This window comes from Providencia sp. PROV174 (genome assembly GCF_028480685.1).
Taxonomy (GTDB): domain Bacteria; phylum Pseudomonadota; class Gammaproteobacteria; order Enterobacterales; family Enterobacteriaceae; genus Providencia; species Providencia rettgeri.
In genome coordinates, this window is sequence record NZ_JAMPOT010000019.1 from 50532 (window position 1) to 71226 (window position 20695).

At 39.9% G+C, this 20695-nt stretch carries 15 protein-coding genes and 1 tRNA gene; 8 read left to right on the forward strand and 8 right to left on the reverse strand.

What is annotated here, in order from left to right:
- Nucleotides 1-154: 154 nt before the first annotated feature.
- From dppA to glyQ, 5 genes are all read right to left on the reverse strand, one after another.
- Complete coding sequence (gene dppA, locus PSE60_RS16145; protein WP_210837217.1) at nucleotides 155-1762, reverse strand: dipeptide ABC transporter periplasmic-binding protein DppA; 1608 nt, start codon at nucleotides 1760-1762, stop codon at nucleotides 155-157.
- A gap of 620 nt (nucleotides 1763-2382) precedes the next feature.
- Complete coding sequence (locus PSE60_RS16150) at nucleotides 2383-3906, reverse strand: ShlB/FhaC/HecB family hemolysin secretion/activation protein (protein WP_272666032.1); 1524 nt, start codon at nucleotides 3904-3906, stop codon at nucleotides 2383-2385.
- A gap of 290 nt (nucleotides 3907-4196) precedes the next feature.
- A tRNA-Pro gene (locus PSE60_RS16155) sits at nucleotides 4197-4273 on the reverse strand.
- Nucleotides 4274-4493: 220 nt separating this feature from the next.
- Nucleotides 4494-6563 (reverse strand): glycine--tRNA ligase subunit beta, encoded by a 2070-nt coding sequence (gene glyS, locus PSE60_RS16160; protein ID WP_272666033.1) that lies wholly within the window; start codon nucleotides 6561-6563, stop codon nucleotides 4494-4496.
- 9 nt (nucleotides 6564-6572) lie between these two features.
- Complete coding sequence (gene glyQ, locus PSE60_RS16165) at nucleotides 6573-7481, reverse strand: glycine--tRNA ligase subunit alpha (protein WP_004262647.1); 909 nt, start codon at nucleotides 7479-7481, stop codon at nucleotides 6573-6575.
- A 202-nt stretch (nucleotides 7482-7683) separates the two neighbouring features.
- On the opposite strand from glyQ, the gene PSE60_RS16170 reads away from it, so the two are divergent.
- Together PSE60_RS16170 and PSE60_RS16175 are read left to right on the forward strand one after the other, a co-directional pair.
- Entirely contained in the window at nucleotides 7684-8247 is a 564-nt protein-coding gene (locus PSE60_RS16170; RefSeq protein ID WP_272666034.1) for a DNA-3-methyladenine glycosylase I, read from the forward strand.
- Nucleotides 8248-8452: 205 nt separating this feature from the next.
- Nucleotides 8453-9709, forward strand: coding sequence for a valine--pyruvate transaminase (locus PSE60_RS16175; protein WP_272666035.1), 1257 nt, complete (start codon nucleotides 8453-8455; stop codon nucleotides 9707-9709).
- A 332-nt stretch (nucleotides 9710-10041) separates the two neighbouring features.
- On the opposite strand, the gene PSE60_RS16180 is transcribed toward PSE60_RS16175, so the two are convergent.
- Nucleotides 10042-11700, reverse strand: a complete 1659-nt coding sequence (locus PSE60_RS16180) for a putative transporter (RefSeq protein WP_272666036.1) — start codon at nucleotides 11698-11700, stop codon at nucleotides 10042-10044.
- A gap of 390 nt (nucleotides 11701-12090) precedes the next feature.
- Between PSE60_RS16180 and PSE60_RS16185 the strand changes: the two genes are divergently transcribed.
- Complete coding sequence (locus tag PSE60_RS16185; protein ID WP_272666037.1) at nucleotides 12091-12405, forward strand: YceK/YidQ family lipoprotein; 315 nt, start codon at nucleotides 12091-12093, stop codon at nucleotides 12403-12405.
- 293 nt (nucleotides 12406-12698) lie between these two features.
- Here the strand turns inward: PSE60_RS16185 and PSE60_RS16190 are convergent, their stop codons facing one another.
- Entirely contained in the window at nucleotides 12699-14036 is a 1338-nt protein-coding gene (locus PSE60_RS16190) for a DUF3748 domain-containing protein (protein ID WP_272666038.1), read from the reverse strand.
- A gap of 122 nt (nucleotides 14037-14158) precedes the next feature.
- On the opposite strand from PSE60_RS16190, the gene PSE60_RS16195 reads away from it, so the two are divergent.
- Entirely contained in the window at nucleotides 14159-14773 is a 615-nt protein-coding gene (locus PSE60_RS16195) for a trimeric intracellular cation channel family protein (protein ID WP_004266070.1), read from the forward strand.
- Nucleotides 14774-14790: 17 nt separating this feature from the next.
- Here the strand turns inward: PSE60_RS16195 and ligB are convergent, their stop codons facing one another.
- Entirely contained in the window at nucleotides 14791-16515 is a 1725-nt protein-coding gene (ligB, locus tag PSE60_RS16200) for an NAD-dependent DNA ligase LigB (protein WP_272666039.1), read from the reverse strand.
- 336 nt (nucleotides 16516-16851) lie between these two features.
- Between ligB and gmk the strand changes: the two genes are divergently transcribed.
- From gmk to trmH, 4 genes are read left to right on the forward strand one after another with little or no spacing between them, the layout of a single operon-like run.
- Nucleotides 16852-17475: a guanylate kinase gene (gene gmk / locus PSE60_RS16205; RefSeq protein WP_210837955.1), complete on the forward strand. Its 624-nt coding sequence runs from the start codon at nucleotides 16852-16854 to the stop codon at nucleotides 17473-17475.
- A 56-nt stretch (nucleotides 17476-17531) separates the two neighbouring features.
- Nucleotides 17532-17807 carry a DNA-directed RNA polymerase subunit omega gene (gene rpoZ / locus PSE60_RS16210; protein ID WP_004262665.1) on the forward strand — a complete coding sequence of 92 codons (276 nt, stop codon included), beginning with the start codon at nucleotides 17532-17534 and terminating at the stop codon, nucleotides 17805-17807.
- Nucleotides 17808-17826: 19 nt separating this feature from the next.
- Complete coding sequence (gene spoT, locus PSE60_RS16215; RefSeq protein ID WP_210837953.1) at nucleotides 17827-19944, forward strand: bifunctional GTP diphosphokinase/guanosine-3',5'-bis pyrophosphate 3'-pyrophosphohydrolase; 2118 nt, start codon at nucleotides 17827-17829, stop codon at nucleotides 19942-19944.
- Nucleotides 19945-19966: 22 nt separating this feature from the next.
- The gene (gene trmH, locus PSE60_RS16220) at nucleotides 19967-20680 is read left to right on the forward strand and encodes a tRNA (guanosine(18)-2'-O)-methyltransferase TrmH (RefSeq protein WP_272666040.1); all 714 of its coding nucleotides are present in this window, start codon (nucleotides 19967-19969) and stop codon (nucleotides 20678-20680) included.
- Nucleotides 20681-20695 lie beyond the last annotated feature (15 nt).

Sequence of the window (20695 nt, forward strand, 5' to 3'; positions counted from 1 at the left end):
TAATAATGCCGTTGACGGCTCTTAGTCCGTTTGGCTACTCAGAAAATCGCTTTTCCGGGTGCTCACAAACAACTCAACTTCTCTGCTTCTTCTAGAGAAGAAAACGCCCTCCGCTCTAAACCAGCAACGAAGGGCATAGACAGATTAGATACGATTACTTCTCAATATCGACGTTTTCGAAGTGGTGCTTGCCTAGTGGGTCAACCACATAGCCTTTGACTTCTTTACGTACTGGTTCAAACACTGTGGAGTGCGCGATAATGAGGGCTGGAGCCTGCTCATTCATCACAACTTGCGCTTGTTTGTACAGATCGACTCGCTTGTCGTGATCTGCTGTTTGACGTGCTGGTTGGATCAAGTTTTCGAAACTTTGATTACACCATTTTGAGTAGTTAGAACCTTGTTCTTTTGCTGCACAGCTAAATAAGGTTGCAAAGAAGTTATCAGGGTCCCCATTGTCACCCGTCCAACCCATCATTACCGTTTGTGGCTCGCCATCTTTCGCTCGTTTGAGGTATTCACCCCACTCATAGCTGACAACCTTTGATTTAACGCCAACTTTTGCCCAGTCAGCTTGGATCATTTCCGCCATGCGGCGGGCATTTGGGTTATATGGTCGTTGAACAGGCATCGCCCATAAGTCAATTTCAAAGCCATTCGGGAAGCCCGCTTCTGCTAATAATGCTTTTGCTTTTTCAGGATTATATTCGTAATCGTTCACCGCATCGTTATAGCCCCACATTGTTGGTGGGATAAGGTTTTTCGCTTTTTGACCTGCTCCTTGATAAACCGCTTCGATAATTGCATCTTTGTTCACCGCCATAGACAGTGCTTGGCGAACTTTTTGATTATCCAGCGGTTTTTTCTCAACATTATAAGAGAGATAACCAACGTTCAGCCCTGGTTGCTCCATTAGTGTAATATCTTTATCTTGCTTCATGCGCTCTAAGTCAGCTGGGTTTGGATATGGCATGACTTGGCATTCATTTTTTTGCAATTTTGCATAACGAACGGAAGCATCTGGTGTGATAGAGAAAACTAAGCGGTCAAGTTTAGGTTTTGTGCCCCAGTATTGGTCGTTGGCTTTATAAAGAATACGAGAGTCTTTTTGATACTGTTGCAGGACAAATGGACCCGTTCCAATTGGGTTTAAATCTACTTTTTCTGGCGTGCCCGCTTTCAGCATCTGGTCTGCATATTCAGCAGAAAGAATTGATGCGAAGTCCATTGCCATATCGGCTAAGAATGGAGATTCAGGGCGAGTTAAGGTAATTTTAACTGTATTATCATCAACTTTCTCTACTTTATCGATGATTTTATCCATATCCATTCCCATAAAGTATTCATAGCTGCCGCCTGAAACTTTATGATATGGGTGGTTAGCATCTTTTTGACGCATAAATGTATAGATTACATCGTCTGCGTTCAAATCACGGCTTGGTTTAAATTCTTTATTCGAGTGCCATTTGACACCTTTACGCAGATGGAAAGTGTACTCTTTACCATCATCGCTCACTTCCCAGCTTTCAGCCAAACCAGGTTCAATTTCAGTTGTTCCTAATTTGAACTCAACTAAACGGTTATACAGTGGGATAGAACTTGCATCATAAGTCGTTCCTGATGTGAACAACTGTGGGTTAAAGCCCTCAGGGGAGCCCTCTGAACAATAAACTAATGTTTTTGCCTGTACTGATGCGGATACCGCTAATGCTGCCAATGTAAGCCCTACTGTCAGTAGGCCTGTCTTTTTAATAGAGCGCATCTGTATGCTCCTATGGTGTTCATGTTGTTTTGCTTGATGTCTAAATCCGTCATAAAAGCGACAGATGTAGTATCTGTATTTTTTGTTATTCATTGTGCAATTAATCAACTGTCACTCGCTTCGTCAATAGCCACATTTACGACCCACATTCAATTCATGTAACATATTAGAAACAATTAACACTGCAATTTAGCTTAAAATTTCATAATAAAGGACTAGATGCAGGCGTTATAACCATATAATTAGTAATGAATAGGGTTTTATATCGAGGTTATTTATTTTTATATTTGTGATTAAGTGCTGAATTACTGAACGAATATAGTGCTTTTATTGGTGTGATACGAAATAAAACACTAAAGAGAATCGATGTGGAAATTATTTTAGTATGTAATTATTTAGTTTGTTTTTTATGCAAATAAAAAACATTCAACTGCCGATGCTAAACATAATTTTAACCATTTGATAACTTAAAGAATAAAATAGTACTCGTCGCATTCTTTCACTCATTTCATGGGTGTACAGAAAATGCTCTAATACAGGCGATAAAAACTACAATTAGCTAATTTGTATAAAAAACACCACTTAGATGACGCAGCAAGCAACACAGTCTACTGATTTTATTAATAATAAAATGAGACATGAAAGCCTGAGCTGACATTCTGCGCAAAAGGTCGGTTTCCTTGCCAAAGCGGAGTTTCTGTAAATAAGTGATATGACAAACGCCCTAATTGGCCTTTCGCACCAATCCTTCCACCTAGTAATACGTTTTCCTTCCAAAATGTTGCTTTATCATTCGCCGTTGCCCCTATCCCCAATGAAGTATATAGAGCCACTTGTTGCCAAGGAGTATTCCATAACAGTTCATTTTCCAACCTTAAGCTATTATCCCCCATATCAGTATATTGCGATCCACCAATAAAACCGCTAATCCCCCCAGCTCCAGCTAATGATTCTTGGTCTAGTACTACATCTAACTTGTCACGGCTCAGCAGTACCTCAAATTGGCCTTGATATTGAAAAGGAAGTACTTCTCTATACGCTGAAAGTGATATTTTCAAAATTTGTGGCTTACGTAATCCCGTTATTTGCTGTGCATTGGCACCAAACCAGTCAGTTCCTTGTTTATACTTTAATTTTAGTGAGGTATTACCTTGTGAAAAACTAGCTTGATGAGAAAATTCACCAATAATGTAATTAGCAAAACGCTGTTGTGTTTGTAAGTATAAATCAGATAAAAAAGTGTCACTTTTTTGGATTTGAGATCCTAGACTTATTGAAGTAACCGAATGTTCAGTTCGCTTTAATAAGTATTCTGCATTTAGTAAGAGAAACCAGTGGTACTGTTGTAGTGGTAAAGCCACATCATAGCTAGTAAGAACGGATTTATTTTCCTGATATCCACCAGACACAGAAAAAAGCCAATAATGATATGGCAGGGAGTAGAACAATGCTGCGGATGTTATTTCAGTGTCTTCCGAACCGCTAAGCTGACGACTGACTTCTGAATATAAAAAGTCACTGCGTAGCAAAGGATTAGCAACCATAAAAGTATGGCTAACTGAATTACTTACTTGCCCGGCAATTGAGTGTGACTCAAAAGAGAGAATACCTTGAAATTCACGTCGGTGTTGGCCAATCACCAATATTTGTGTGCCGTTTTCATTGGTTTTATCTGGAATTAATTTAATTTGAAAGGGAAGCAAAGACGTATTCTGTAAATTGTATAGGCCTTGCTCAAGATGCCAAAGGTTAAGCGCCTCCCCTTGCTTAAAAGGAAATATATGTGGCAGTAAGTTGTCTTCCGCCAGCTCGTTTTGATAAACCACCGAAGAAACGGTTCCTACTATTATTTTTGCTTGTAGGATACCAAGCAAAAAAGTTTGCTCTGGGTAATATAAATAAGAGGTCAGGTAGCCGGCTTTAATAAGTTCAGCCCTAATATAGTCAGCATAGTCGAGCAAACCTTGCTCGCTAATGCACTTACCTTCTAGCTTTTTTCGCCATCCATCAATATGCCTTGATGAAATTTCAGTTAGCTGCTGAGCATCGATTAAATAAACTTGGTTAATTATGATACATGTAGGCAATGTTTGAGTAATGGCAGTAACAGGCGTTATAGCATGGCTATAAGCTTTATTAGCCATGAAACCCCAAAAAAAGAAATAAAGGTATATTGATAAAAGGTAGTTGGCTTTCATTAACGAGTCCTTGTAATGAAAAAGCGTTTTTACTGGAAACAACATAAGAATGAATAACGATATTCATAAATAATGGGCTATCTGGGAACATAAATAACCCATCAGCCCAACTAGGAACTGGCTATATATCAACAGAAATAGGCGATGAAGAGCAAGGCAAGTTAGTCTGAAATTATAGATAGAAGAAGAGAGATAAAAACGAAAAAACCCACCTCAATGAGGTGGGTCTTAGAATTTGGTCGGCGAGAGAGGATTCGAACCTCCGACCCACTGGTCCCAAACCAGTTGCGCTACCAAGCTGCGCTACTCGCCGAAAACGGTGTGAATAATACTGCCAAGAACGGAGATCGTCAACCCATTTTTCGCCAATTCTGTTCGTTTGCTGATAAAACCACCAAAATGGTAAGGTTTATAAGCTAATCACCTTATTTAAAGTAAAAAATAAGCACTAGAGTATTTTAGTGCTTATTTATCAAACAGGTTAGCATTTGTAAAAATAGCGTCAACAATAAGCTAAAAACCTAATTTCAAGCCTATTGCAGCAAAGAAATATCCGCTACTTTCAAAAACAACTCACGTAACTGGCTTAATAGCGTCAAACGGTTAATACGCACCGCTTGGTCTTCATCCATTACCATAACATTTGCAAAGAATTCATCCACGATATCGCGTAAAGAAGCTAATTCAACTAAAGCCTCTTGATAATTCCTTTCTGCAAACATTGGCGCAAGCTTATCTTGTAGTACCACAACATGAGTCGCTAATTTGACTTCTTCAGGTGTTTTTAAAACAGATGCTAAAACGTTGTCAGCCAGTTTTTCTTCTGATTTACTCAGAATATTGGAAACACGTTTATTTGCCGCTGCAAGTGCCTGTGCTTCTTCTAATGAACGGAAGTGAGTAACTGCTTTCACTCGTGCATCAAAGTCAGCAGGTTGTGTTGGACGACGAGCTAATACCGCTTGAATAGTATCAATGCTATAGCCTAATTCTTGATACCAAGAACGGAAACGACCAAGCATAAACTCAACAACGTCATTAACTACATTTTCATTGGTTAATTTATCGCCATATAAACGAGCCGCTTCTTCTGTCATTTCAACGAGATCAAGCTGGTAGCCTTTTTCAACGATGATGCGTAGGACACCTAATGCAGCACGACGCAGAGCGAATGGATCTTTATCACCTTTAGGATGTTGGCCGATACCAAAAATACCAGCAAGTGTATCCATTTTTTCAGATAATGCTAATGCAGCTGACACGTCTGTTGATGGAAGTGCATCTCCTGAAAAACGTGGCTGATACTGCTCTTTTAAAGCTAATGCAACGTCTTCTGACTCACCGTCATGGCGTGCATAGTGCATTCCCATAACACCTTGAGTGTCTGTAAACTCAAACACCATGTTAGTCATTAAGTCACATTTGGCTAATAAGCCAGCTCTTGTTGCATGGTTGACATCTGCACCAATTTTGCTCGCAATCCAGCCCGCTAGCGCTTCTAAACGATCCGTTTTATCACGCAGCGTACCTAATTGTTTTTGGAACAATACAGTTTCTAAACGTGGTAAGTTATCTTCCAAACGTTGTTTACGGTCAGTTTTAAAGAAAAATTCGGCATCAGCTAAACGCGGACGTACAACTTTTTCGTTACCTGAAATGATTTGCTGAGGATCAGAAGACTCAATATTTGCCACAAAGATAAAGTTAGGCATTAACTTGCCAGCCTTATCATAAACTGGGAAATATTTTTGGTCCCCTTTCATAGTATAAACGAGCGCTTCTGAAGGGACATCTAAGAATTTCTCTTCAAATTTAGCCGTTAAAACGACTGGCCATTCAACCAATGAAGTCACTTCTTCAAGTAAGCTATCCGTTAAGTCAGCTTGGCCACCAAGAGCCTGAGCCGCTTTTTCCGCATCCGCTTTAATAACCGCTTTACGTTCTGCGTAATCCGCCATGACTTTACCGCGTTCACGTAAAATGGCTGGATATTGTTCAGCGTTATCAATAGTAAATTCAGCTTCACCCATAAAGCGGTGGCCACGAATTGTGCGCCCGCTCTTAATACCTAAAATTTCACCCTCGATAACATCACTACCTAACAGTAATGTGACCGTATGAACAGGGCGAACGAATTGAGTGTCTTTATCTGCCCAACGCATTAATTTAGGGATTGGTAGTTTTGCTAGCGCACGGCTAGTCATATCAACCAATAATTCGCTGACAGCCTGCCCTTTCATTTGGGCGCGGTATAGTAACCATTCGCCTTTATCTGTGGTCAAACGCTCAGCTTGGTCAACGGTAATACCACAACCACGAGCCCAGCCTTCAGCCGCTTTAGTTGGTTTACCATCCGGACCAAATGCTTGAGAGATAGCAGGACCGCGTTTTTCAACTTCACGGTCTGGCTGTGAAGCTGCTAAATCAGCTACTTTAAGTGCTAAACGACGAGGGGCAGCAAACCACGTTACTGCACCATGGGTAATATCAGCGCCATCAAGTTCAGCCGTAAAATTTGCAGCAAATGATTCAGCTAATGAACGAAGAGCCTTCGGCGGTAACTCTTCGGTGCCGATTTCCACAAGGAAAGTCTGTTGAGTCATGACAGCCTCTTAGTTCTTATGACACATAGGGAATCCAAGCGCTTCACGAGAAGCATAATACGCTTCTGCAACCCCTTTAGTTAGGGTACGAATACGTAAAATATAGCGTTGGCGTTCAGTAACAGAAATGGCTTTACGTGCATCTAGTAGGTTGAAAGTGTGAGCCGCTTTCAAGATACGTTCGTATGCAGGTAGTGGAAGTGGTGTTTCCAAAGCCAGCAAGTGTTGAGCTTCTTTTTCATACTCTTCAAAACATTTGAAAAGAAAATCAACATTTGCGTATTCGAAGTTATAGGTTGACTGCTCTACTTCGTTTTGATGATAAATATCACCATAAGTGGTTTTACCCAGTGGGCCATCACACCAGACAAGGTCATACACGCTGTCCACGCCTTGAATATACATCGCTAAGCGTTCTAGGCCGTATGTAATTTCACCTGTTACAGGTTTACATTCAAGACCACCAACCTGCTGGAAGTAAGTAAACTGAGTCACTTCCATCCCGTTAAGCCACACTTCCCAGCCTAATCCCCAAGCGCCCAATGTTGGGTTTTCCCAGTTATCTTCAACAAAACGAATGTCGTGAACGGTTGGGTCAACACCTAATTCTTTTAAAGAACCCAGGTATAATTCTTGGATGTTGTCTGGTGATGGTTTGATGATCACCTGAAACTGATAATAATGCTGTAGACGGTTTGGGTTCTCACCATAGCGACCATCAGTTGGCCGACGAGATGGTTGAACATAAGCCGCAGCAATAGGCTCAGGGCCTAATGCACGCAAACACGTCATTGGGTGAGAGGTTCCTGCGCCGACTTCCATGTCCAATGGTTGAACAATGGTACAGCCTTGACGCGCCCAGTAGTCCTGTAATGTCAGGATAAGACCTTGGAAGGTTTTGGTATCAAACTTTTGCATGTTAGATCCGCACGCGATACGTAAAATTTAATGAAAGTACGCCAGTATACCCTTTGACCGCAAGATATACAGCATTGAATATGTCTGTATTTATTCTAAAAATAAAAAAAAATACTTTCATCCCTTTTAAACTGGTTATTTATACAGTATAAATGGTTTGTTTTTTGAAACAAGGTTATCGAGACTGTAAAAAGGATGAAAAATGGATACTCCTCTGACACGCTGCCATTGGGTCAATCAAGACCCTGAATATGTCGCTTATCACGATCATGAATGGGGAAAACCCACTTATGACAACTTAACATTATTTGAAATGATCTGCCTTGAAGGCCAACAAGCCGGGCTCTCTTGGTACACTATTTTAAAAAAACGCCAAGGATATCGCGATTTATTTCATAATTTCGCCCCTGAAAAAATCGCATTAATGGATGAAAACGATATTGAGCGGCTTATGCAAGATACTCGCATCATCCGTAACCGGTTAAAAATTAATGCGATTATTGCGAATGCAAAAGCCTATTTAGCCATGAAAGAGAATGGTGAGGATTTTTCCACTTTTATTTGGCAATTTGTAAATGGTCAACCCATTGTCAATGGTTGGGAAAAACCATCGCAAGTCCCCGCGGAAACTGAAATTTCTAAGCTTCTTTCTAAGGCGCTCAAAAAACGTGGGTTTAAATTTGTCGGTTCGATCACTTGTTATGCATTTATGCAGGCAACTGGCATGATAAATGACCATTTAGTGAATTGTTGCCAATTTAAATAAATTAGTTTTTATCGGTGTAACTCATCGAGTAAAAAGAAAAATAAACCACCAAAGCATTAACATTGCGATACTTTATTCTATTAAATAGATTTAATTTGATATTTTACCTTAAAAAAAGATAAGAATGAGTGGTTGAACTCTGAGATGCAGCGGAGTATGTTTTAAATTCCATTAACAATCTAATAGACATATGTGAATAAATGCGATGATATTTTCTAAATTTGGTAATAAATTTGCTCAAAATTCAGGTATTTCATTATTAATGAAAGATTTGAATGAAGGCATAAGAACCCCTGGCTCCATTATGTTAGGGGGAGGAAATCCTGCTCATATCCCTGAAATGGATAAGTATTTCCAAGATCTATTAGCTGAAATGTGTACTAATGGCCAATTGACGGACACTTTATGCAATTATGATGGTCCTCAAGGTAAAGATGCCATGTTGAAAGCGCTTGCAGCAACGCTAAAAGCAAAACTAGGTTGGAATATTAGCGCGAAAAATATTGCCCTATCTAACGGCAGCCAGAGTGCTTTTTTCTATCTATTTAACTTGCTAGCCGGTCGCTTTGAAGATGGTATCACCCGTAAAGTGCTATTTCCTCTTGCCCCTGAATATGTCGGTTATGCAGACTCAGGTCTTGATGATGGCTTATTCGTTGCTAATAAGCCACAAATTGAATTTTTACCTAATGGTCAATTTAAATACCGAGTCGACTTCAACACATTAGAGGTTACTGATGATATTGGTGTGATTTGTGTGTCTCGCCCAACAAATCCGACTGGTAATGTCATTACTGATGAAGAAGTTGAGCATTTAGACCAACTCGCTAAACAACATAATATCCCACTACTAATAGATAATGCTTATGGTGTTCCTTTCCCTGGCATTATCTTCAGTGAAGCTACGCCATTTTGGAACGAAAATGTCATTCTTTGTATGAGTTTATCTAAACTTGGTTTACCTGGAACTCGATGCGGCATTATCATCGCTAATGAAGAAATCATTGAAGCTGTTAGTAATATGAATGGCATCATCAGCCTTGCTCCTGGTGGCATAGGCCCTGCGCTTGCCTTAGAAATGCTTAAAAAAGATGACCTTATCTCGTTATCTAAAAATGTAATTGGTCCTTTTTATAAGCAGCGTGTAGAAGAAGCCATCGAAATTATTCGCTGCTATATCCCAGAAGATAAGTGTTTAATTCATAAGCCAGAAGGTGCCATTTTCCTCTGGTTATGGTTTAAAGACCTACCAATTAATTGCTTAGAATTATACCAACGCTTAAAAAAACGTGGTGTATTGATGGTTCCCGGCCATTACTTCTTCCCTGGTATTGAACAGGATTGGCCACATGCGCATCAATGTATGCGTATGAACTATGTCCCAGAACCAGAAAAAATCGAACAAGGGATCAAAATATTAGCTGAGGAGCTTGAAAAAGCTTATCAAGAAGTAACCTGTTAGGTTGTGAAACAACAAAGGGCTTTTTAGCCCTGCTATTGCAACATTTAGGTAAAAAAAAGCCCTTTCATGTAGAAAGGGCTAAAAATTAGCGAGAACTCCGTAATTGAAATCAAATTAACTTTTCAATACGAATATCATTCAAAACTATTAGAACATCTTTTCTATTTGGTCATAGCTTGAACAAAAGCACTTTTTGCCCCTATATATCGTGATACCTTTCATTGCTCGCTTATACCTCAATTATCAAAAATCACCTATCACATTGAAATATTTATATTTTTTAATGCTATGACAAAATTTTAGTTATTCATCAAATGAGCTGTCATCTTTAACTAAACAGCCCAAAATAAAATAGCCAGCAATTGAGGTGAAATAATTCTTAAAAACATCGCTAATGGATAAACTGTTGCATAAGATAATGCAGGAGCACCGCTGGTCGCATGTATATTATTTGCGAATGCTAATGCAGGAGGGTCTGTCATGGAACCCGCAAGCACTCCACAAAGGCTCAAATAGTTCATTTTGCCAAAAATTCGAGCTACCACACCTGTAATAAACAACGGTACAAACGTAATCAATAACCCATAGCCAATCCACATCAACCCATCGCCTTTAATTAAAGTATCAATGAAGCCACCACCCGAATTGAGCCCTACCACTGCGAGGAACATAACAATTCCTAGCTCCCTTAACGCAAGGTTAGCGCTCGGCGGCATAAACCAATATAAGCGCCCAATAGTCCCTATACGACCTAGAATTAATGCAACAACTAGCGGGCCTCCTGCTAGTCCAAGTTTTAACGCTGCTGGGAAACCAGGAACAAAAACTGGTATTGAGCCCAGCACAACCCCTAGCCCGATTCCAAGGAACACAGGTAACATTTGAACTTGCTGTAATTTTTGTTTTGCATTACCTAGTAAAGCGGTGACTGCTTCAATTGATTCGGGGCGACCAACAATATTTAAAATATCACCAAATTGTAAAACTGAATTGTTATTAGCGACTAGATCAATACCCGTACGGTTTAATCGTGTCACAACAACGTCATATTTTTGTTTTAAATTTAAGTCCTTAAGCCTTTTACTTAGTACGGCATCATTCGTCACGACCACACGAACGGAATGTAAAATAGAGCTTGATGTAGACAGAGATGCATCAACTTCTTCGCCTAATATTAAGCGAACTTTATTTAAATCATCTTTTAAGCCAACAACGTGCAATAAGTCACCTAAATGAATTTCTGTTGTGGGTTGAGGAACAACGAGCATATCTCCGCGTTTTAATCTTGAACAAACAATTGCTTCGCTACCAAGCAGTGGGATATCTTGCATCATTAAACCATCAAGATTGGCGTTACGAATGGCAATATTCATCGTCTGCAGGGAGTCGCGCTGTTGAAAAGAGGAACTATTAAATGCAGAAGCTTCTTTCTCTACTGAAATTCTAAAGATGATGCGTACTAACCACATCACCAGTAAGATGCCACAAATCCCCATAGGGTAAGCCATGGCGTAGCCCATTCCCATTTGGCCTATTAGATTAGGGTCAGAACCTAGGTCAGTTAAAATTTGCTGACCGGCACCTAAAGATGGCGTATTCGTTACCGCCCCTGAAAAAATACCTAGGATAATTGGTAATGGAATATTCGCGACTTTATATATGATTGCTGTTACCACCGCACCTAAGACAACAACCATCAACGCAAAGCCATTTAGTTTGAGACCAGAAACACGAAGAGAAGAGAAAAAACCAGGCCCAACCTGAATACCAATCGTGTATACAAATAGTATCAAGCCAAACTCTTGAATAAAATGCAGCATGTCTTTATTCAGTTGTAAGCCGTAACTTTGGGCAAAATGCCCAACGATGATCCCCCCAAATAGGACACCACCAATCCCCAGCCCAACACTACGGATCTTCCAATTACCAATCCATAGCCCTAAAGCAGCAGCTAACGCCAACAAACTTACAGTAAGAGCTAATTCACTCATAGACCGCATCCTTTTGACGACAAGTTACCCATTAAACACACCCAAATAGGTGATAAAACATACTACTGAATCGATTATGCCAAATAGCATAAGGGTAATATGTGCCATAGAGCACAGTTCAGAATGAATAAATGATCTATTTTTTTAGAATTTTCAAACTGATAACAAATATAAAATAGTATGTCTTTATTTCTTAACGTTATTTATCATTCATCGAATAGAAACAGAAGACAAATATTTTTAGTTAATAGCTACAAGTAAACTATTAACTAAAAAAATACATACGATTAAATAAAATAATAATATGACGCCATTATTGTGAATTTTTTGTTTTTCGTTATTATAAGTCAATATTAGGAATAACAAGCTAAATACAGGTTAACAACGTCTATGCCGAGTTTAATTTCAATACGATTATGTTTCCTTATCGCACCGCTTATTTTGAGTGGTTGCTCAAGTATTATGACTCATGCAGGCCCATCAGAAGGTTATTACCCTGGTTCGAAAAATAGTATTAAAATGATTAAAGATGATGAAACCGGCTGGGTTGTTAAGCCTTTGCTTGCTATTGATTTACCCTTTTCTGTTGTTATGGATACTCTTTTAATTCCTTTAGATTACGCGAAATCGGATAATGATGATAAAGCTGATTCACCAAAGAAACGTATAGAAGAACTTGAAAAGAAAGATAAAGCCAAAAATTAATTTAGGTTAAATCAAACGTTTGTAATTAAAATTTTACTGTGTAATAAATGTATTTACCAATACATTATTTCCAATCTAAGATCTAAGTAATCATTTATATAATACTTCTTTAATTATTATCTTATTTTGATAAGAACTATTTTTAGCTAAATGTTTTATTTATAAGTGTCTTTGTACTCAACATATGAATAATTAGCAATTAAGTGTTCTAAACACCAATTAGAGTAAAATAAAAACAATTACAAATAAAAAAGTTAATCAGGACTTGTTTATTCGTAATTGTAGTAATCTAACTATTTCATTTGCTGATTTAAACCAGTTTCTACTGTATAAATTTGCCTAAATCCATCAATATCACGCATAAATGCGATCAACTCATCATTAGGTGAAAATACAACTGCATCAGCAACAGGAGCAAGTTCAGTCCGTTGTGTTAATTTTTGTATGGCTCCGGTCACGACATGGCAATACATGACACTATTGTCACGAATAAAGCAGATGTGCTGACCTTTACTATCCCAGCTAAAAGCAGACTGAACCGGTGAAGAACCATGCGTTATTTGCCTTTGTATTCCAGTTAGCGTATCAACTAACCATAACTGAGCATTACCGCCATCATCATTCATCAAACAAGCGATCGATTTACCATCTGGCGAAGTTCTAAGCCAATGCCTAGGGGTTTTTGATAAACCCGGAAATTTTCTATTGTGCGTATAGGTTAAGCGCCTTTGCTTTATACCTTTTGGTGGGGAAGGCATACTCGACTCTGTTCCTTGGATAGGAAATTCCCCCGCAACCATGAAATCCTCCGGCTGTGAAGGCAGATCGACAATGTAGATCTCAGGAATAATTTCTCCATCTGTAGAATGAGTATCGCCAATAAACACCAGCGCTCTTTCCTGCCACTTTCCATTCTCTTTTTGATAGCCTTTTTGACCTACCCAACCCTCTTCATATGCACGGCTAATTTCATCGCTGCTTGGTTTAGGTTGTTGCGTTGTTCGCGTCACAACACAACAAAAGTAATCGCCATTATATTCTCGAAAATGTTTTTTAGGGCTCACATTAACGGGCCCAATAGGTACTGCAATTGCGACATTTCGTTGGTCTAATTGCACATCTAATTCATGCATTACGTGGTCGTTATAGGTAAAACTCAGCCACTTTCCGTCTGGACTATAAACATGGACATGAGTGCCTCCACGTAATGCACCCACTAAATAAGGAGGGGTAATACACATTGCATCAATTGGGTGAGCTATATTTAATTGCTCTTCTTTAACATACACCCCTCTTCGATGGTGAAAGTCATATTGCCACTGTTCATCTGGGTGCTCAGGACCATGGATAAAAGCATATTGAATTGGTAGTTGAGGACTTACCGTTACCACTCCAACGTGAGCTCCATGGCTTGCGTGATAAATTTCAACGGTCTGTAATGTTTTTACATGAATTTTTTCTATAGATAAACCGGTAAAAGAGCTACCGCTTGGTCGTATATCATAAGCTAACCACTGGCTATCTGGAGTCCAAATATTAATGTTCGTTAGTTGATGGCTTCGCTCATCGTATGTTAAACGTGTTTCTTTATAGGGCAATTTATTATTCAATCTGTTATCCTTTGACATCATTTAATATCGCTATCGGATTATTTTAACTAATCTAGTTTCGTCAATACTAGAAAATCTCAGTCGAGAAGTTTCACAAGTAATATTACCCTTTAGCAATAACCTTAGTCTTGAACAAAACTACCATGTTATTAAGTGTACTTTATATTATTGGTATCACCGCAGAAGCCATGACTGGAGCACTTGCAGCAGGCAGGCGAAAAATGGATGTCTTTGGCGTCATCATTATTGCGTCTGCAACGGCAATTGGTGGTGGTTCCGTCCGTGATATTTTACTTGGCCATTACCCTTTAGGCTGGGTGGAACACCCTGAGTATATCCTGACTGTTGCAGGCGCCGCTATTGTGACAATTTGGATAGCGCCTATGATGAAACATTTACGCCGGTTATTCCTCATATTAGATGCTATCGGGCTCATTGTATTTTCTATACTCGGCGCCCAAATTGCCCTCGATATGAACTATAGCCCGATCATCGCTGCCATCGCAGCAGTAATTACGGGTGTTTTTGGTGGCGTGTTAAGAGACATGCTGTGCAACACAATCCCTTTAGTTTTCCAAAAAGAGGTCTATGCTGGTGTCTCTTTCGCCGCCGCTTGGATCTATATCGGACTATTACAAACTCCTCTACCTAAAGATATTGTGGTAATTATCACACTCGTTGTTGGCTTAAGTGCAAGGCTAATCGCCATTCGTTATCGTCTTGGTTTGCCTATCTTTAATTACGAAAATCAAGATTAGCCTCACTGCTTCAGCCATTAATCGTTTGCTATTGATGGCTGAGTAGCTTGCGCATCTGACAAGATACGTAAAATAGATTGAATTTCCGGTTCCGCTAACCAATTAGCTAATTTTTTCTTTTGCAACTCAGTCAAATTTATACTGTTAACCCATGAAGAATCATACAGCATACCTATATCACTGACTCTTTCTATTTGTAATTTAGGTAGTGGAATCGCTAGGCCTTTTAACCACAGCGAAATAGGTTGAGCCTTTGCCATTTTCAGTTGTTTTACTAACATTTGGTGCTTTTTGCCTTTAGGTAAATCACTTTGCCATTGTTCTGACAACCAAGTTGTTAGTTGAGTAAGATTATGGCTCTCTGCCCACTGGCGCCAAGTTGCTTGATTTATGCCTCGAATACTGAGTTGTTTACCTAGCCATGTTAACCTTGCGACAAATTGCTGTGAGCAATCTATCGTATAAGTCAGGCAACTGAGTGCATGAAATTGCTTTAATGTTGATACATTTGGATATTCGCGCTTCTCTCGCCGCCAAACAACTTCTTCAATCTTTGGGCTTCCTAGCCCTGAAAGAGAGACAAGTATTATATCTCCAACCAGTAAATCTCGTTTTTCCCATGATGATAATGAGCCAGCATTTACCTTTGAAATAGTTTTCGAATCAATATTGATGGGGATTATCTCGGTAACGACACTAACTTTTCCTGTTCTGCCTATATTGAATTTGAGTTTAGTAACCTCTGATAACACACTACGTAATGGATACTTCCAGGCAATTGCCCAACTATTTTGTTTTGATTGCCAAGCTGATGCCGCTGGCGCTGGAAAATTTTTAAGCACTACGCCATCAGTAGCAAATGGCAATTGGCCTTGATAATAGTATTCCCTCAGTTGTTTAGCTTGGGTTTCATTCTCAATTTTATGGCTATATTGCTCAGCTAGCGGAAAACCTATTTCAGAAAGTAATGTTAACTGTGTTTTTGGATTAGCATCTCCCGCTGGCCATGCCCAAATAAAAATACCAATATTTTCTTCGGGAGCGGTTGGGGTATTTTTGCGCATTAACCACCCCGCTATCTTATTACGAGCGTTTACTCCCCCACTTTTAGCTTGAATATGCCCATTCATACGCCAAAATAGTTCACCTTGAAGGACTAACATACCTGAATATTTAATTTGTTTAGGTATAGCAGGAATAAAGTCTGCTTTTGCTCGCCACTCTATTCCTTCAATACTATTTCCTCTACTAATCATAGAGATAAGCTTGCCATTTTTATAAACCAATGTTACCGCTACACCATCAACTTTAGGTTGCAACCAAATATTTTTACGTGTTGCTACCCAACTATAAACCTCTGACTCATTGAGCTTCTTCAACCCTGTATGAGGAATAGGATGCATAGTCAATTTGGACTTTTCAGGTAGTTGTACATCTGGTAATACTTCAGGGAGTTGCTGACATCGCTGTAAAGAACGCCACAAATTAAAGAGCTGATCATAAGCTTCGTCACTAATCGAACTGCTACCAGCCAAACGGTAAGTTTGGTTCCACTGCTGTAATTGTTTACCTAGACGATAACTCTCCTGCCTTATTATTTTACTATTTTGTCCTTCACACTGTTCATTAATAGCACCTTGCTGCGATGCTTGGGCAATATTAATACACGCCATTACCCCAATAATTAACCCACCTAACCTATAAGCTGATGCTAACCAATAACCATACAAAATATAAATCATAACTATTCCTTGTTATAACTATTCCCAGTTATTACTAATCCATTGGGATGCCATTCCTTTAAAGTATTTTGCCCTCATTCACTAAGCATGGAACAACTTCCCTCACTCTGCCTCTGTAAAAAGAATTATTTGTAAAAAGCTTCGCAAAACGAATGTTGCTTTCATCAGTAATAAGTTAATTTCTCGAGCCTGTTCACAATTTAGTTACTCATCAAATTCATTTAATTAAAATTCATGATTTATTGATATCGCTGCATGTTGATGCAAGTCCGTGTATACTATGTCGGGTTTATCTCCATCTTTTATGTTTAATCCTCGACTATTCAAGAAATCATCATGATACAAGGCACGTTATATATTGTTTCTGCCCCTAGTGGTGCAGGGAAATCAAGTCTGATTCAGGCTTTATTAAAAACACAACCACTGTATGACACTCAAGTTTCCGTTTCTCATACAACTCGAGCTGCGCGTCCAGGGGAAGTTCACGGCGAGCACTATTTTTTTGTATCTGAAACTGATTTTTTACAAATGGTCGACAAAGGTGAATTCCTAGAACATGCATGCGTTTTTGGGAATTATTATGGGACGTCCAAACCCATCATTAAAGATGTATTAAACAGCGGTGTGGATGTGTTTCTTGATATCGATTGGCAGGGAGCGCAGCAAATTAGGGCTACAATGCCTGAAGCACGCAGCATTTTTATTCTCCCACCATCAAAAGATGAACTTTATCGTCGCCTAAGAGGGCGCGGACAAGACAGCGATGACGTTATTGAAAAACGGATGTCACAAGCAGTAGGTGAAATTGAACATTTCAACGAGTATGATTACCTTATTGTTAATGATGATTTCAATACCGCGCTGAGCGATTTACAATCTATCATCCGTACTGAGCGTTTAAAGTTAGAGCGTCAAGTTCAGCGACATGATGCTTTAATCAGCAAATTACTAGCAGACTGAGCATAGTTTCAGTATCATATCAGGTCATTTTTTTATTTCTTTGGAGTAGCACACTTATGGCACGCGTAACTGTTCAAGACGCAGTAGAGAAAATTGGTAACCGTTTTGACCTCGTATTGGTTGCGGCACGTAGAGCTCGTCAGTTACAAACGGGTGGAAAAGACCCTTTAGTTCCTGAAGAAAATGATAAATATACTGTTATCGCATTACGTGAAGTAGAAGAAGGTTTAATCAACGGTCACATTTTAGATGTGCGTGAACGCCAAGAACAGCAAGAGCAAGAAGCGGCTGAAATGCAAGCAGTTTCTGCAATCGCTGAAGGTCGTCGCTAATCACTAAGGTGGGTCTGCCTTGTATCTGTTTGAAAGCCTTAATTTAGTCATTCAAAAGTATCTTCCTAAAGAACAAGTTGAATTACTAAGAAAAGCCTATGTTGTTGCACGGGATGCCCATGAAGGACAGACCCGTTCGAGTGGTGAGCCCTATATTACTCACCCAGTTGCTGTTGCTTGTATTCTTGCTGAGATGCGCTTGGACCATGAAACACTAATGGCAGCGCTACTTCATGATGTGATTGAAGATACTCCAGCGACATTTCAAGACATAGAAGAATTGTTTGGTACCACCGTCGCCGGTCTCGTTGAAGGCGTATCCAAACTAGACAAGCTCAACTTTCGCGACAAAAAAGAAGCTCAAGCAGAAAATTTCCGCAAAATGATCATGGCAATGGTAAAAGATATCCGTGTCATTTTGATAAAACTGGCAGACCGCACTCACAACATGCGCACCTTAGGGTCACTTAGGCCCGATAAGCGTCGACGCATCGCACGTGAAACCCTTGAAATATATAGCCCGTTAGCCCACAGGCTAGGTATACACCACATTAAAACAGAGCTTGAAGAGCTTGGTTTTGAAGCGTTATATCCCAACCGTTATCGTGTTATTAAGGAAGTCGTCAAGGCTGCTCGCGGTAACCGAAAAGAGATGATCCAAAAAATTCTCTCAGAAATTGACGGTAGGCTAACTGAGGCTGGTGTTCCTTGTCGCGTGAGTGGCAGAGAAAAACATCTTTATTCCATCTATCGCAAAATGCACCAAAAAGAGCAACGTTTCCATTCTATTATGGATATCTATGCTTTTAGGGTAATTGTGAAAGATGTAGATACTTGCTACCGCGTTTTAGGTCAGATGCATAGTTTGTATAAACCGCGCCCGGGGCGTATCAAAGACTATATTGCCATCCCTAAAGCCAACGGCTATCAATCATTACATACCTCCCTGATAGGGCCGCATGGTGTTCCTGTCGAAGTGCAAATTCGTACAGAAGACATGGACCAAATGGCTGAGATGGGGGTTGCTGCACATTGGGCCTATAAAGAGCAAGGTGAACAAGGTACTACTGCACAAGTTAGGGCTCAACGTTGGATGCAAAGCTTACTTGAATTACAACAAAGTGCAGGTAGCTCATTTGAATTTATTGAAAGCGTTAAATCGGATCTATTTCCAGATGAAATCTACGTTTTCACCCCTGAAGGCCGCATTGTGGAGTTACCTACTGGTGCCACACCTGTTGACTTTGCCTACGCGGTACACACAGATATTGGTCATGCTTGCGTCGGCGCACGCGTTGATCGCCAACCTTACCCACTTTCGCAATCCCTTACGAGTGGTCAAACTGTCGAAATTATTACCGCACCAGGTGCACGTCCAAATGCGGCTTGGCTCAATTTTGTTGTCAGCTCAAAAGCGCGAGCCAAAATTCGTCAGTTATTGAAAAACTTAAAACGTGAAGATTCTATTAATTTAGGTCGTCGTTTACTCAACCATGCGTTAGGGGCAGGAAATAAACTCACTGATATCCCACAAGCTAATATTGATGCAGAATTAGCCCGTATGAAGCTGCATTCTATCGATGATTTGCTTGCTGAAATTGGGTTGGGTAATGCCATGAGTGTGGTTGTCGCACGTAATTTACAAAATAACCCACAAAATACACCGGAAGAACAGGCCGTTGTCGAAAGCCGCAATAAGCTATCCATTAAAGGAGCTGATGGCGTTCTTATTACTTTCGCAAAATGTTGCCGTCCGATTCCTGGTGACCCAATTGTTGCGCATATTAGTCCTGGAAAAGGTCTGGTTATCCATCATGAGTCTTGCCGCAACATCCGTGGTTATCAAAAAGAACCCGACAAATTTATGGCTGTTGAATGGGATAACGACACCGATGCCGACTTTATCGCTGAAATTAAAGTCGATATGATTAACCATCAAGGCGCTTTAGCGAATTTAACTGCCGCTATTAATGACGCTAATTCAAGTATTCAAAGTATGAATACAGAAGAGAAAGATGGCCGTGTATATTGTGCCTTTATCCGCCTTACGACTAAAAACCGGATTCAATTGGCAAATGTAATGCGGAAAATCCGTATTATGCCTGACGTTCTACGTGTCAGCCGAAACCGTAATTAATGACCATACCTAATTAATAACTATGAATGAACGCCGCTATCGCCGCATTTGCCAAATGATGGCGATGCGGCAGCCCGACCTAACTCTCTGTCTCGAAGAAATCCATAAACCGCATAATGTTTCTGCCATTGTACGCAGTGCCGATGCCGTAGGGATCCATCAAATTCATGCTATTTGGCCTGACCAACAGGTCAAACTGTCCGTTTCTTCTGCTGCGGGGAGTAATAGCTGGGTTAAAATTATTTCACACACATCCACCGAAGAAGCAATTTCCCAAATAAAATCACAAAACATGCAGGTTTTAGCAACTAACTTGTCGGAACATGCCGTTGATTTTCGTGAAATTGATTATACTTTGCCAACTTGTATTATGATGGGACAAGAGAAAACCGGGATTTCACAACAAGCCCTCGCATTGGCTGATAAACACATTATCATTCCAATGGCTGGCATGGTGCAATCTTTGAATGTTTCCGTCGCTTCTGCATTGATTTTATATGAAGCACAACGGCAACGGCAGCAAGCGGGTATGTACGAGCGCGAACATTGCCTACTCTCTCCAGATGAACAGCAAACTTGGTTATTTGAAGGCGGTTATCCTGTACTGGCTGAAGTTGCTAAACGTAAGGGACTTCCTCGCCCATTTATCAATACCCAAGGGCAAATTGAAGCTGATGACACGTGGTGGGCGCAAATGCAATTAACCGAAAAAATGAAAAGACAGCAGTTTGGTTAAATAAAAGGAAATACT